Consider the following 14,131-nt stretch of genomic DNA (forward strand, 5'->3'; position numbering starts at 1 on the left):
TTGATTTTCTCAAGTATGGCTGGGTAATTATCGGAGGAATTAGGATGGCGGACCAAGAGGGTAAATATAATATTAAAGCGGCTGCGTTAATACTGGGGATTCAGCCAGGAACGTTAAGAGCATGGGAAAGACGATATCAAATGATTGCTCCTGTTAGAAATGAAGCAGGACATCGATTATATACAGAAGAGCATATCAAAATATTAAAGTGGTTAATAAAGAAGGTTAATCAGGGATTTACCATTAGCCAGGCTATCTCCTTACTGGGGCACAATCAATCGCAGATGGATTCAGAAGCCTTAAACCTAAAGCAGGATAATCCACTAATCGGTATGACAGACTCACTGTATGAAGCCTTAATTCACTTTGAGCATGAGAGGATAAATGAAATTATTAATAAAATGTTTAGTATCTTCACAATGGAAAAAGTAATCATTGATATCTTTAGTCAGATTCTAAAGAAAATAGAGGATAATTTCAGGGACGGGAATATATTACCTGCACAGAAGTATTTTTCCTCATCGCTCATTAAAGACAGGATCTCGTTAATTCTTCACAGTTGTCCTATTAATGTACAGCAGAACAAAGCGGTTTGTATCAATTGGTCGGATGAAAGGGATAATACGGAACTGTTAATGTTTACTTTTTATTTAAGAAAACGGGGTATTCAAGTAATAAATATAGGTAAAGTTAGTTCAGAAGATGAGAATGATCAAATAATGGATATGATTCATCCTGATTTAGTTATCATCTGTTGTGAAATCCAGGACGAGTTAAAAGAAGTACTTTTGCTAGTTGATCACTTATCGGTGAATTATAAGGACCTTATCGTTGGAGTTGGGGGTAAGTCAATATCTGCGATGAAGCCATTTGATAAAAGTCAATATTCATCCAATATTCTTGGACAAACCATTAATGAGTGGGAAATGTGGCTATTGGAGAGGATGGTAAACTAGACAAAGCACCAACCAAAGCCATTGACATACACTAGGGTTAAGAGTTATGTCATGGCAGGGGGCAAAAGAGCATGCGCTTAGAACGCTTAACAGTCAATAAGATAAAAATTTTTTTAACCTCTGATGATTTAATGGAAAGGGGACTTTCCAAAGATGATATATGGAAGGATTCTATAAAATGGCATCAACTTTTCCACGACATGCTGGAGGAGGCAAGTGAAGAATTTGATGTTGAGATACAGGGTTCTGTTGCAGTTGAAATTTTCTCCTTGCAAGCTCAAGGAATGATTATGATCATAACGGTTGACGATAATATTGAAGATGAAGAAATATTATTAGATGGCTTTGTGGAGATGCAAGTAAGAGTTGAAGGCTGTGAAAACCTGCTGTATCAATTCGAAAGTATAGAAGATGTTATTTCACTCTCTCACAGATTGTTTGTCTTAAACGTAAATGGAGGCAGTTTATATTCTTATAACAATCGATATTACTTAAATATGAATATCATTGATACTGCTATAGTAGAAAAAATTGCAGCATTTTTATCTGAGTACGGTAATCCATCTATTCTTAGTACACATGTACTTGAAGAATATGGAAATCAAATTATTGAAGATAAAGCGGTGGAAACCATTCGAAAATATTTTAAATAATTTTGATACTTTGTGGAACTTATATAGGAGTCCGCCGCTCCTATTTGCTTTGGTAAAAACCCTAGTTCAACGGGGATGATTGCGCTTGCAAAAAATGACTCAATAATAATGAATTGTGAATTTTTCATCTTGCATAAATCATTTAAACGTGTATACTTGTGTCTGAAAGCGACAACATTTGTTAAAGTGATTTTTAGGAGGTTTACAAATGGTAGCCGAAAATAGTAATGAAAAAACTAATCAAGAGGAAGAAAATAATGTATTAACTTCAACACAGACTGTTATACATAAAGCTCTTGAAAAGTTAGGTTATCCTGAAGAAGTGTATGAGCTCTTAAAAGAGCCGTTACGTATGATGACAGTTAAAATTCCAATAAGAATGGATGACGGTTCAATAAAAATATTTACGGGCTACCGTGCGCAGCACAATGACGCTGTCGGTCCAACAAAGGGTGGGATTAGGTTTCATCCCAATGTATCCGAAACTGAAGTCAAGGCCCTGTCCATTTGGATGAGCTTAAAATGTGGAATTGTTGACCTTCCATATGGCGGAGGAAAAGGCGGAATTATTTGTGACCCGCGTGATATGTCATTTAGAGAACTTGAAAGATTAAGTCGTGGGTATGTACGAGCGATTAGTCAAATCGTTGGTCCTACTAAAGATATTCCTGCACCGGATGTGTTTACAAATTCCCAAATTATGGCTTGGATGATGGACGAGTATAGTCGTATAGATGAATTTAACTCTCCGGGTTTCATTACTGGTAAGCCGCTGGTTCTAGGAGGATCTCACGGTCGTGAATCTGCTACTGCTAAGGGCGTGACCATTTGTATTCGTGAGGCAGCTAAAAGAAAAGGTATCGAAATTGAGGGTGCAAGGGTTGTTATTCAAGGCTTTGGTAATGCAGGAAGCTATTTATCAAAATTCATGCATGATGCAGGCGCAAAGGTTGTAGGTATTTCCGATGCATATGGTGCCTTATATGATCCGGATGGACTCGATATTGACTATCTTCTAGATCGTCGTGATAGTTTTGGTACCGTTACAAAATTATTTAATAACACAATCTCGAATAAGGAACTACTCGAACTCGAGTGCGATATTCTCGTACCTGCTGCCATAGAAAATCAGATTACAGCAGATAATGCACATAATATTCGTGCGGGAATCGTTGTCGAAGCTGCTAATGGACCAACAACATTAGAGGCAACAGAAATATTAACAGAGCGTGGTGTTTTATTAGTTCCGGATGTACTTGCTTCTGCTGGCGGCGTTACGGTATCCTACTTCGAATGGGTTCAGAATAACCAAGGTTATTACTGGTCTGAAGAAGAAGTAGAAGAAAAACTCGAAAAAGTAATGGTCAAATCATTTAACAATATTTATGAAACAGCACAAACTCGACGTGTAGATATGCGTCTGGCTGCATACATGGTCGGTGTACGTAAAATGGCCGAAGCGAGCCGATTTAGAGGTTGGATTTAAAAGCATTACTATTGAAACATATTGGAAAAACTCCTATCATATGACGGTAGGAGTTTTTTTATGGAATAATAAATTGAGGTGATCAATTTGCAATTAGAAGATATTATTATTGTCGGTGGTGGACCATGCGGCTTAGCAGCAGCCATAGCCTTTAAAGAAATTGGGCTAAACCCACTTATTATTGAAAAAGGGAATATTGTAAATGCTATCTACCATTATCCAACCCATCAAACATTTTTTAGTACCAGCGAAAAGCTAGAAATCGGTGATGTACCATTTATTACTGAAAGTTATAAGCCAAAAAGAAATCAAGCCCTTGTTTACTATCGGGATGTAGTAAAGAGGAAACAACTGCGCATCAACTCGTTTGAACAAGTACTAAAAGTTTTAAAAGAAGAAGAAGTTTTTCATATTATTACAGACAAACAAACCTATCATGCCCCATATGTTGTAATTGCTACAGGATACTATGACCATCCAAATTACATGAATGTCACTGGGGAAGATTTGCCGAAGGTGTCTCATTATTTTAAAGAAGCGCATCCTTATTTTGATAAAGATGTATGTGTTATAGGCGGAAAAAACTCTAGTGTGGATGCGGCTCTTGAACTGGTAAAAGCGGGTGCGAGAGTAACCGTTTTATACCGTGGTAAAGAATATTCACCGAGCATAAAGCCGTGGATTCTCCCAGAATTTGAGGCATTGGTACGAAATGGAATCATTAAAATGGAATTTGATGCTCATGTGAATGAAATAACGGAAGACCAGGTACGGTATAATAAGGATGGAGAAGAAAAGACCATATACAATGATTTTGTTTTTGCAATGACAGGATATCGTCCAGACCACAAGTTTTTAAAAGGAATGGGGATAAAAATTGACGAAGAAACAGGAAGACCGTTGTTTAATCCTGATTCTATGGAGACAAACATTGAAGGAGTTTATATTGCAGGAGTCATTGCAGCTGGGAATAATGCGAATGAAATATTTATTGAAAATGGCAGGTTCCACGGGGGTCTCATTGCTCGATCTATTAAAGAAAAACAAGTTATGGGGTGAAGCATTTTATGAAAAAGGTAGTTTTGTTAACAACAGGAGGTACCATTGCAAGTAAACCCAATAAGGATTCTGGAAAATTAGCTTCGGGCGAATTAACCGGTGAAGAACTTGCCGCAATGTGTAATCTTCCTACCGACATTGAAGTCATTGTGGAATCAGTATTTCAAAAGGCCAGCATTCATATTACTTTTGAAGATTTAGTCGCATTAAAAAATAAAATTGAAAAGTATTTTGAGGATGAAGGGGTTTCGGGAGTTGTTGTTACTCACGGTACAGATACCATGGAGGAAACCGCCTATTTTCTTGATTTAACTATCAGGGACCCGAGACCGGTTGTAATCACTGGCTCGCAACGCTCTCCAGAGGATTTAGGTAGTGATGTCTTCATTAATCTGAGGCACGCTATTTATTCAGCCTGTTCAACGGATTTATTGAATGCAGGTGCAGTTGTCGTGTTCAATGAACGAATATTTGCTGCCCGATATGTAAAAAAAGAACACGCGTCTAATATCCAAGGTTTTAACGTTTTTGGATTTGGTTATCTTGGAATTATCGATAATGATGCAGTACATATCTTTCAAAAGCCAATAAAAAGAGAATATTTTTCTATTCAATCACCTATTCCTCAGGTAGATATCGTAAAATGTTATATCGGTGCTGATGGTAAATTTATTAAGGCTGCGAGAGAATCAGGGGTAAAAGGAATCATTCTTGAAGGTGTTGGACGTGGTCAAGTAGCACCACAAATGATGGAGGAAATAGAAAAATCACTTTCAGAGGGAATCGTCTTAGTAATCACAACAAGTGCTGAAGAAGGTTCGGTGTATACGACTTATGACTATAAAGGCAGTGCCTATGACCTTTACAATAAGGGTGTAATCCTTGGCAGTGATAATGATTCTAAAAAAGCTAGAATAAAATTAGCAGTAGCACTAGCCAGCGGACTAAAGAAAATAAATTTTTAAACGGCAATTACTAAATGGATATAATCTTTCATTTAATTAATCACAATATCATGTTAGGATTAAAGTAACGAATTGATTTGAAATGAGGATTAACCATGCTGGGAATATTATCAGCCGGTATTGCCCCCGGACTGGCCTTATTAAGTTATTTTTATTTAAAAGATGAATATGAGTCAGAGCCTATATCAGTAGTTTTAAGAACATTTATGTTTGGTGCTCTGCTAGTGTTTCCCATAATGTTTATTCAGCATGTACTTCATACAGAGAATATAATTAAATCTGGATTCATTGAAGCATTCCTTTCCTCGAGCCTTCTGGAAGAATTTTTCAAATGGTTTGTCCTTTTCTATGCAATTTACCAGCACGTTGAGTTAGATGAGCCATTCGATGGTATTGTATATGGGGTGGCAGTATCACTTGGTTTTGCGACAGTAGAAAATATTTTTTATTTGATTGCCAATGGAATCGAACATGCCATGACGCGGGCACTTCTCCCTGTATCTAGCCATGCTCTATTCGGAGTCATTATGGGATTTTATATTGGTAAAGCAAAATTTACAGAAGGAAAAAAGGCAAAATGGGTAATAATCTCCTTATTCTTGCCATTCATTCTTCATGGATTATATGATTACATTTTAATTTCACAAGAAAACTGGCTATATATTATTTTGCCTTTTATGATCTTCCTTTGGTGGTTTGGTTTAAGGAAGGTTAAGATTGCAAGAATACTAACGACTAACCATAAGAAAAAACAATATTCAACTCAAAATTCCTTTCATTCTTAAATGAAGGGGATTTTTTTTGAATAAATTTTCCATTAAGACAAAAAATAGGTTTACATCTAAAAAGATTTACAACTGGGGGTTACTTTACCATGAAGAAGAAAATCGTGAAATTGATTATTCCACTCTTATTCTTCCTTTGTATAATGCCATTTACATTTCTAGAGAGCAACAGGGTATTTGCATTCTCTAATCAAGTTATCCAACAAGGTTCGGTTGGAGATGATGTTATCGAGCTTCAATCTAGACTTCAGTATTTGGGTTTTTACAATAAGAAAATTGATGGAGTGTTCGGCTGGAGCACCTACTGGGCATTAAGGAATTTCCAGTATGAGTTCGGATTACCAATCGATGGTTTAGCAGGTACAGAAACAAAGGCAAAATTGGTCAAGGCAAGTAAATATAACAAACAATTTGTAAAGGAACAAATCAATAAAGGCAATAAATTTACACATTACGGTGGAGTAGACCAAAAAAAGCAGAGTGCGCCACAGCCAAAAGCACCGGCTAAAACTCCTGCCCAAACACCTGCTGTTAAAGCACCAGCTAAAAAGGCTAGTCCAAAACCGGCTGCACCTGCTCCAAAAGCAGCACCATCTAAACCAACTGCAGCTAATACTCCAGGTGGATTCTCAAGTAATGATATACAACTAATGGCAAATGCTGTTTATGGAGAATCGAGGGGTGAACCATACACAGGTCAAGTAGCAGTAGCTGCCGTTATCCTTAATAGGGTAAATAGCGTATCTTTTCCTAACACTGTATCAGGAGTTATTTTCGAACCTGGTGCTTTTACTGCAGTTGCTGATGGGCAAATTTGGCTTACTCCGAATGAAACAGCAAAAAAAGCAGTTTTAGATGCAATTAATGGTATTGATCCTACTGGGAATGCCCTTTATTATTTTAATCCTGCAACAGCTACGAGCAAGTGGATTTGGTCACGACCACAAATAAAACGAATTGGGAAACATATTTTTTGTGAATAGAGGGGTGATTGGATGATAAGAGGAATAATTATTGGTGTTCTAGCAGTAGGTGTGGCGGGTACAGCCTATTGGGGATATCAAGAACATCGAGAGAAAAATGCGATTCTTATAAATGCTGAAAATAATTATCAACGGGCTTTTCATGATCTTACCTATGGAATGGATTTACTTCACGATAAAATTGGATCGACTCTTGCAATGAATTCTAGGCATTCTTTATCCCCTTCACTCGTTGAAGTTTGGAGACTAACATCTGAAGCACATAGTGATGTAGGACAGCTGCCGCTGACATTGCTTCCATTTAATAAAACGGAAGAGTTTTTATCTAAAATTGGGAAGTTTAGTTATCAAACGGCAGTAAGAGATCTAGATAAAGAACCCTTGTCAGAGGAAGAGTATGAAACATTAAAGGTTTTATACAAGCAATCTGGTGACATTCAGAGTGAGTTGCGTAAAGTCCAGCATATGGTACTGGAAAATAACCTGCGCTGGATGGATGTCGAACTTGCATTGGCATCAGGAAAAGAACAAACCGACAATACGATTATCGATGGATTTAAAACAGTTGAAAAAACCGTATCAGGCTATGACGAAAGCGACTTTGGTCCGACTTTCACTAACATGCAAAAGAAAGATGATAATTTCAAGAATATTAAAGGGAAAACCATAAATAAAAAAGAAGCGGTAAGCATTGCAAAAAAATACATGGGATTTGATGGAACTGCTGAGGTTAAAGTAACAGAGAATGGTAAGGGATCAGATTACGGTTTTTATAGTATTTCGGTAAGAAATAAGGACACTGGTCAAGAAGGTAACATGGATATTACAAAGAAAGCTGGATATCCTATATGGTTTATAAATCACAGAGAAGTAAACCAGCAAAAGATTAGCCTAAATGATGCAAATCTAAAGGCTGCAGCGTTTCTAAAGGAAAATGGTTATAAAAATCTAGAGTTATTTGAGAGCACTCAATATGATAATACAGGTGTATTTAATTTTGTCACCACTGAAAATAATATTAGAATCTATCCTGAGGCAATCAAAGTAGAAGTAGCGCTCGACAATGGTAACATAATTGGTTTCTCAGCAGAAGAATATTTAAAATCATTAAATGATACTAGAGAAATTGAAAAACCAGTGCTAACCAGTGAACAAGCTCGAGCAAAGGTAAACCCTAACTTTAAAGTAATGGAAGAGAGACAAGCGGTTATTGTGAACGATCTAAACAAAGAAGTACTATGTTATGAATTCCTAGGAACTATAGGAGACGATACCTATAGAATCTTTATCAATGCAGTAGACGGTGTCGAAGAAGAAGTAGAAAAAATGAAAAATGCTGAAGAAGTCTACGACGAGGTTATCTAAGGTATTAGAATAAAATTATACCATCACTCCAATAATAGTAGTAATTGGAATTGGAGTGATGGTATGAAAATTGTAGAACGAATCTTAATAAAGGTAATTATTATCCAATTTATCTTTCTTTTTTTCGCTCAGCTATTCTTACATCAACTAGATATTTTTCCGCAATTAGAACAGTTAACAAAATACGAAGGTGTAAATGAAAATACATTTACCGAGATTCTACAAACGTTTAGTGATTAAAAAGCAGGATACCTGCTCAGATTGTCGAGAAAGGTATCTTTCTCGGCAATTTTTATTTTTCTGCCTGCCCAAAGGCCTGTTGATTTCCGCTCCAGGTTCTTCGCTTTCCGCGGGCGTGCCGGGGAGCCTCCTCGGCGCTTAAGCGCCTGTGGGGTCTCCCCAGCCCCGTACTCCCGCAGGAGTCTTCGCACCTTCCGCTCCAATCAACAGGGAGAAATGCCCAGGAGATTGCCACACACTTTTTCCAAACCGGCTAAGTGTGTGGCAATCTTTTTCATGTTTTGGCATGCTGCGGTGAGTAACACTTGCTCACTCGCATTGTGCAATCCCCGTAACCTGCAATAGCGAAGCCCATGCAGTTCTTTTGAATCTGCGAAGCTTCGCTCTACTTTTTCCTTTCTAAATTTATATAGTATTTTACCTGACTTTGAAAGTCTGTTAAGTCGAACCTTTTCCTTATGTTCCTCCCAAACATGTCTGGTAACTACTTTTGTTTTATTTTGAGATTTTGTACACTCCGGGAGGAGTGGGCAGTTAGTACACTTTTTAGGATCTGACTTATATTCCCGATAACCTTCTCTTGTAGTTGTACGATATTGTAACTCCTGACCATTTGGACAAACATACAAATCTCTATCTTTGTCATATGTAAACTTCCATTTAGGAAATAACCCTTTTGTTGATTGATATCTTCTGTGAGCGATAACTCCAAAAATATTGCGTTCATTAAGTCCCTTACAAATCGGATTTGTCAGGTAACCCGAATCAAGTGCCACAGCTTCTACTTTAAATCCAAAACGTTCGACCTGACGGTCTAACCGTGAAAGATAGGGGACAGAATCGTGAACATTTCCTGGTGTAACATACGCATCAGTTATGATGTTGAACTTCATGTCGGTAGTTCGATGATCAAGATAACAGAACATCTCCTGTTTATTCTCTCGTGACATAAACGCGCATTCAGGATCAGTTGTGCTCAGTCGTATTTCCTTTTTCTCGGTCACCTCCTCCTTTTCCTTTAAAGGCTTTTTTCCATGATCTCTCCTGTCTTCCTCAATAGCTTTGTTTAAATCTTCTACATATTCACGTGTTTCAACTTCCACTTCAACTCTAGAGAATTTATGTTTGTTTGCATTCGCTTTAAGGTGTGTGGAATCGGAAAATAAAACTCTTCCTCCAACCATCTTGTGGTTAATTGCTTTGAAGACAATCTCATCAAAAATTTCCTGAAATATATTTGTATCTTTAAAACGGGTTCGCCGATTCCAACTAATGGTGGAATGATGGGGAACTGTATCGTTTAGCTTTAATCCTAAGAACCATCGATAGGCCACATTCGTCTGAATTTCACGCTCTAATTGTCGTTCAGAACGAATGCCATAAAAATATCCGATAAACATCATCTTAAAGAGCTGTATAGGGTCCGAAGGACGCCCGTTATTTTCTGAATAAAAAGGACGGACCTTCTCACCAATAAAAGAAAAATCAATATACTTGTCCACCTTCCTTAATAGGTGATCTTGCGGTACTAAATCATCAATAAAAACAAATTCAGCTTCGTTTTGTATTTCTCTTTTTGGCTTATACATTCTATCCACCGTCCTGTTATTTATATGTATATTATAGCATATTAACGCGGTGAATCATTAAAGTAATTACAAAAAATCATAGCTGTCGAGATTTTCTCGACAGCCTGAGCAGGATACCTGCTTTTTTTTTATTCTCAAAATGGGAACAGTATAAAAGAAAATCAAATATAATAATGCTAAAAAAAAGAGGCATTCAGCTTTCTTATGGTAAAATAAATATGAGCATTACAGACGAACATGTGTTACATAGGAGGATTTATGGAAAAAAAATTATCAATCGCAATTGACGGACCTGCCGCAGCGGGTAAGAGCACAGTGGCAAAAGTTGTGGCAGAAAAGTTATCTTACATATATATTGATACTGGTGCAATGTATCGTGCCCTAACATATAAAGCACTGGTAAATAACCTTAACTTAGAAGATGAAAACTCACTGTTAGATACTCTATTAGAAACAAAGTTAGAATTATTTCCTTCACCAAAGGGTCAATTGGTGTTTCTTGATAATCAAGAAGTAACAGATGAAATTCGTTCATCATCAGTAACAAATTCCGTTTCGATTGTAGCCAAGCATCAAAAGGTTCGTGAAGAAATGGTAAGAATGCAGCAGTCCTTTGCCGTAAACGGAGGGGTTGTGATGGATGGCAGAGACATTGGGACACATGTACTTCCAAATGCGGAAGTAAAGGTTTTTCTACTTGCAAGTGTGGAGGAAAGAGCGGTAAGACGACATGCGGAAAATTCACAAAAAGGCTATCCTTCCGATTTAGAACAATTAAAGGAAGAAATTGCCCGTCGTGATAAAATAGATTCAGAACGTGAATTTGCACCATTAAGAAAAGCTGACGACGCAATTGAAATCGACACAACATCTTTGACCATCCCAGAAGTAGTAGAAAAAATTATGGATCTCGTGCATGAAAGGGTTGGATAAGTGTGACGTTTTATTCGTTTGCAAGATCAGTTGTTGCTGGTGTTTTTAAACCGTGGTATCGAATTGAAGTTAGTGGATTAGAGTATTTCCCTAAAGAAGGCGGGGTCCTGCTGTGTACTAACCATATCCATAATTTTGACCCTTTAGTGGTGGGGATTACGGCTCCAAGACCTGTCCATTTTATGGCAAAGGAAGAACTATTCAAGGTTCCTGTATTGGGTAATATCGTTAGAAAGTGCAACGCTTTCCCTGTAAAAAGAGGGAAAGGGGACAGGGAATCATTAAGAGCTGGATTAAAGGTATTAAAAGACGGAAATGTTTTCGGTCTGTTCCCCGAAGGGACTAGAAGTAAAACAGGTGAAATTGGCAAAGGGCTATCGGGAGCGGGTTTTTTTGCCCTTAGATCGGAAGCGGATGTGGTCCCATGCGCAATAATTGGACCGTACAAAAGTTTAAAAACGTTAAAGGTTGTTTATGGAAAACCGATTGCAATGGATGAAATGAGGGCTGTAAAAGCCTCTGCGGAGCAGGTGACTGAATTAATAATGTCAGAAATAGATAAACTTATTAAAGAGCACCGATAGGTTCTGCTTGACAAAATAAGCTATTTGTAAGAAGTTAATAAAAAGAGATTTTATTAGAATATTCACTCGTTTATCATTTTGATATTATATAATTTATTAGCAGTAATTGGATTAAGGAGGAATACATATGTCGGAAGAAATGAACCAAGTAGAAGTAAAAAATTATACCATTGGTGATAAAGTCACAGGACAAGTTACAAAGGTAGAAGAAAAACAGGTTATCGTAAATATTAAGGATAGTAAACATGATGGTATTATTCCAATCAGTGAACTTTCTAGTATTCATGTTGAAAAGGCCTCTGATGTTGTTTCAGAAGGTGATGAACTAGAACTTGAGGTATTAAAAGTAGAAGAGGATGCTCTTGTATTATCAAAAAGAAAAGTAGACGCTGAAAAGGCTTGGGTTAATCTGGAAAATCTTTTTAATAGTGGAGAGGTCTTTGAAACCGAAGTAAAGGATGTAGTAAAGGGAGGTCTTGTCGTTGATCTTGGCGTTCGAGGCTTTGTACCCGCATCTTTAGTAGAAGCTCATTTTGTCGAAGACTTTTCAGATTATAAAGGTAAAAATTTGACTTTTAAGATTGTTGAGCTGGATAAAGAGAAAAATCGTCTTATTCTTTCACATCGTGCAGTGGTGGAGGAAGAAAAGGGAAAACATAAGAAAAACCTCCTTAACTCGATTACTCCTGGATCAATAATTGATGGAACAGTTCAAAGAATTACAGATTTTGGAGCATTCGTTGATATTGGCGGTATCGATGGCCTTGTTCATATTTCTCAATTATCATATCAACATATTGAAAAACCATCAGATGTAGTTCAAGAAGGTCAAAAAGTAAAAGTTAAGGTTCTAAATGTAGATCGTGATAATGAAAGAATTTCTTTATCTATTAAAGAAACACAGCCAGGACCATGGTCTGATATAGCTGAAAAAGCACCTAAGGGCAGCACATTAACAGGAACAGTCAAGAGATTGGTTTCTTATGGTGCGTTCGTAGAAGTATTCCCTGGCGTAGAAGGCCTCGTTCATATCTCACAAATAGCTCATAAGCATATTGGTACACCACATGAGGTATTGAAAGAAGGGCAAGAGGTACAAGTGAAAGTACTAGATGCAAACGAACAGGAGCAGCGACTTTCATTGAGTATCAAAGATCTACTTGAAAAAGATGTGGAAGAAAATTTTGATTACGAACTTCCGGAGGAATCAAAAGGATTCCAGCTTGGTGAAATGATTGGCGACAAATTAAAGAATCTGGGAAAATAATGGTGATATGAAGTGTCTAGATCTGAACGGAAATGGGATCATATTCGCTATGCTCTAGAAACAGGGCAAAAGCGGTCTACAGCATTTGATGATGTTCAATTTATTCATCAAAGTTTACCAAACATGAATGTATCAGATGTAACCTTTCAGCAAAAAATTGGCGAACTTTCTTTAAGTTCGCCAATTTTTATCAATGCTATGACAGGTGGCGGTGGGGAGAAAACTTATGACCTTAACAAGCAGCTTGCTATTGTGGCAAAGGAAACGGGGCTTGCTATGGCAGTGGGGTCACAAATGTCGGCACTGAAAGATAAATCTGAGAGCTATACATATGAAGTAGTACGAAAAGAAAACCCCTCTGGTGTATTAATTGCCAATTTAGGGAGTGAAGCTATTCCTGATCAAGCAAAAAAGGCTATAGACATGATTGAAGCCAATGCCTTGCAGGTGCATTTAAACGTAATTCAGGAACTGACGATGCCGGAAGGGGACCGGGAATTTTTTGGCGCCCTAAAAAGAATAGAAGCAATTGTAAAAGAGGTAAATGTCCCTGTTATAGTGAAGGAAGTAGGCTTCGGTATGAGTAAAGAAACGGTTGAGTCTCTTTTATCTATAGGGGTTTCAATTGTGGACATTGGTGGTTTCGGTGGAACAAATTTTGCTCAAATAGAAAACAAGCGCAATGAAAAATCTCAAGCTTTCTTCAATCAATGGGGAATTCCCACAGCCATCTCTATATCTGAAGCTTCATATGCCTCGAAATCGATTTCAATCATTGGTTCTGGCGGTGTTACTTCTAGTGATGAACTTGCTAAAGGAATAGCGTTGGGAGCTAGTGCGATCGGCTTTGCAGGCTTTTTCTTAAAAATCCTCGTTGAACAGGGAATAGAGGCTCTATATGAAGAAATCTCGGCACTTCATAATGAGTTAACAATCATTATGACAGCTTTAGGAGCTAAATCTATTCAAGAACTGCAAAGAGCGCCATTGATGATATCTGGTCAAATGCACCATTGGTTAACTCAAAGGGGAATCGATACAAGAATATACAGCCAGCGTAGTATAAAATAAGCTCCCGCAGTCAGCGGGAGCTTATTTTGTCAGCTGTACTTATTATCGTTTAATCCTCGTGCCTCTTCAGGACTTTGAAGTTTAGTTGAACCAGGATAATGCAGCGCCTGATCACGGTCTACTCCAGCTCTGCCGCTTGCTTTAACCTTTTTCGCTTGTCGATCCTTTCCCATTTCTCCACACCTCCTACTATTA

General features: G+C 37.6%; 15 protein-coding genes. 13 read left to right on the top strand and 2 right to left on the bottom strand.

What is annotated here, in order from left to right; all coding sequences use genetic code 11:
• Nucleotides 1-44 precede the first annotated feature (44 nt).
• The 9 genes from QFZ31_RS30110 (at nucleotide 45) to QFZ31_RS30150 (ending at nucleotide 8,492) form a co-directional block, all read left to right on the top strand.
• The gene (locus QFZ31_RS30110; protein ID WP_307310370.1) at nucleotides 45-956 is read left to right on the top strand and encodes a MerR family transcriptional regulator; all 912 of its coding nucleotides are present in this window, start codon (nucleotides 45-47) and stop codon (nucleotides 954-956) included.
• A gap of 71 nt (nucleotides 957-1,027) precedes the next feature.
• A complete protein-coding gene (locus QFZ31_RS30115; RefSeq protein ID WP_307310374.1) occupies nucleotides 1,028-1,609 on the top strand; it encodes a genetic competence negative regulator in 582 nt (193 codons plus the stop codon).
• A 208-nt stretch (nucleotides 1,610-1,817) separates the two neighbouring features.
• On the top strand, nucleotides 1,818-3,095 hold the full coding sequence (locus tag QFZ31_RS30120; RefSeq protein ID WP_179596449.1) for a Glu/Leu/Phe/Val family dehydrogenase: 1,278 nt from the start codon (nucleotides 1,818-1,820) through the stop codon (nucleotides 3,093-3,095).
• A gap of 87 nt (nucleotides 3,096-3,182) precedes the next feature.
• On the top strand, nucleotides 3,183-4,154 hold the full coding sequence (locus QFZ31_RS30125; RefSeq protein WP_307310377.1) for a YpdA family putative bacillithiol disulfide reductase: 972 nt from the start codon (nucleotides 3,183-3,185) through the stop codon (nucleotides 4,152-4,154).
• Between the two features lie 8 nt (nucleotides 4,155-4,162).
• Complete coding sequence (locus QFZ31_RS30130) at nucleotides 4,163-5,119, top strand: asparaginase (protein WP_307310378.1); 957 nt, start codon at nucleotides 4,163-4,165, stop codon at nucleotides 5,117-5,119.
• Nucleotides 5,120-5,214: 95 nt separating this feature from the next.
• Complete coding sequence (gene prsW / locus QFZ31_RS30135; protein WP_307310381.1) at nucleotides 5,215-5,904, top strand: glutamic-type intramembrane protease PrsW; 690 nt, start codon at nucleotides 5,215-5,217, stop codon at nucleotides 5,902-5,904.
• A gap of 89 nt (nucleotides 5,905-5,993) precedes the next feature.
• Nucleotides 5,994-6,887 carry a spore cortex-lytic enzyme gene (gene sleB, locus QFZ31_RS30140; RefSeq protein WP_307310385.1) on the top strand — a complete coding sequence of 298 codons (894 nt, stop codon included), beginning with the start codon at nucleotides 5,994-5,996 and terminating at the stop codon, nucleotides 6,885-6,887.
• A 12-nt stretch (nucleotides 6,888-6,899) separates the two neighbouring features.
• Nucleotides 6,900-8,252 (top strand): germination protein YpeB, encoded by a 1,353-nt coding sequence (gene ypeB, locus QFZ31_RS30145; protein ID WP_307310388.1) that lies wholly within the window; start codon nucleotides 6,900-6,902, stop codon nucleotides 8,250-8,252.
• 63 nt (nucleotides 8,253-8,315) lie between these two features.
• Nucleotides 8,316-8,492: a YpfB family protein gene (locus tag QFZ31_RS30150; RefSeq protein WP_179596437.1), complete on the top strand. Its 177-nt coding sequence runs from the start codon at nucleotides 8,316-8,318 to the stop codon at nucleotides 8,490-8,492.
• 203 nt (nucleotides 8,493-8,695) lie between these two features.
• On the opposite strand, the gene QFZ31_RS30155 is transcribed toward QFZ31_RS30150, so the two are convergent.
• The gene (locus QFZ31_RS30155) at nucleotides 8,696-10,081 is read right to left on the bottom strand and encodes an IS1182 family transposase (protein ID WP_307310391.1); all 1,386 of its coding nucleotides are present in this window, start codon (nucleotides 10,079-10,081) and stop codon (nucleotides 8,696-8,698) included.
• A gap of 258 nt (nucleotides 10,082-10,339) precedes the next feature.
• On the opposite strand from QFZ31_RS30155, the gene cmk reads away from it, so the two are divergent.
• From cmk to fni, 4 genes are all read left to right on the top strand, one after another.
• Nucleotides 10,340-11,014 carry a (d)CMP kinase gene (cmk, locus tag QFZ31_RS30160; protein WP_307310394.1) on the top strand — a complete coding sequence of 225 codons (675 nt, stop codon included), beginning with the start codon at nucleotides 10,340-10,342 and terminating at the stop codon, nucleotides 11,012-11,014.
• A 2-nt stretch (nucleotides 11,015-11,016) separates the two neighbouring features.
• Nucleotides 11,017-11,598 (top strand): lysophospholipid acyltransferase family protein, encoded by a 582-nt coding sequence (locus tag QFZ31_RS30165; protein ID WP_307310396.1) that lies wholly within the window; start codon nucleotides 11,017-11,019, stop codon nucleotides 11,596-11,598.
• 127 nt (nucleotides 11,599-11,725) lie between these two features.
• Nucleotides 11,726-12,865 carry a 30S ribosomal protein S1 gene (gene rpsA, locus QFZ31_RS30170; RefSeq protein ID WP_307310399.1) on the top strand — a complete coding sequence of 380 codons (1,140 nt, stop codon included), beginning with the start codon at nucleotides 11,726-11,728 and terminating at the stop codon, nucleotides 12,863-12,865.
• Nucleotides 12,866-12,877: 12 nt separating this feature from the next.
• Nucleotides 12,878-13,936, top strand: coding sequence for a type 2 isopentenyl-diphosphate Delta-isomerase (gene fni, locus QFZ31_RS30175; RefSeq protein ID WP_307310402.1), 1,059 nt, complete (start codon nucleotides 12,878-12,880; stop codon nucleotides 13,934-13,936).
• 29 nt (nucleotides 13,937-13,965) lie between these two features.
• Here the strand turns inward: fni and QFZ31_RS30180 are convergent, their stop codons facing one another.
• Nucleotides 13,966-14,109 carry a YpzI family protein gene (locus QFZ31_RS30180; protein ID WP_306073551.1) on the bottom strand — a complete coding sequence of 48 codons (144 nt, stop codon included), beginning with the start codon at nucleotides 14,107-14,109 and terminating at the stop codon, nucleotides 13,966-13,968.
• Nucleotides 14,110-14,131 lie beyond the last annotated feature (22 nt).

The organism is Neobacillus niacini, from assembly GCF_030817595.1.
GTDB lineage: Bacteria > Bacillota > Bacilli > Bacillales > Cytobacillaceae > Neobacillus > Neobacillus niacini_G.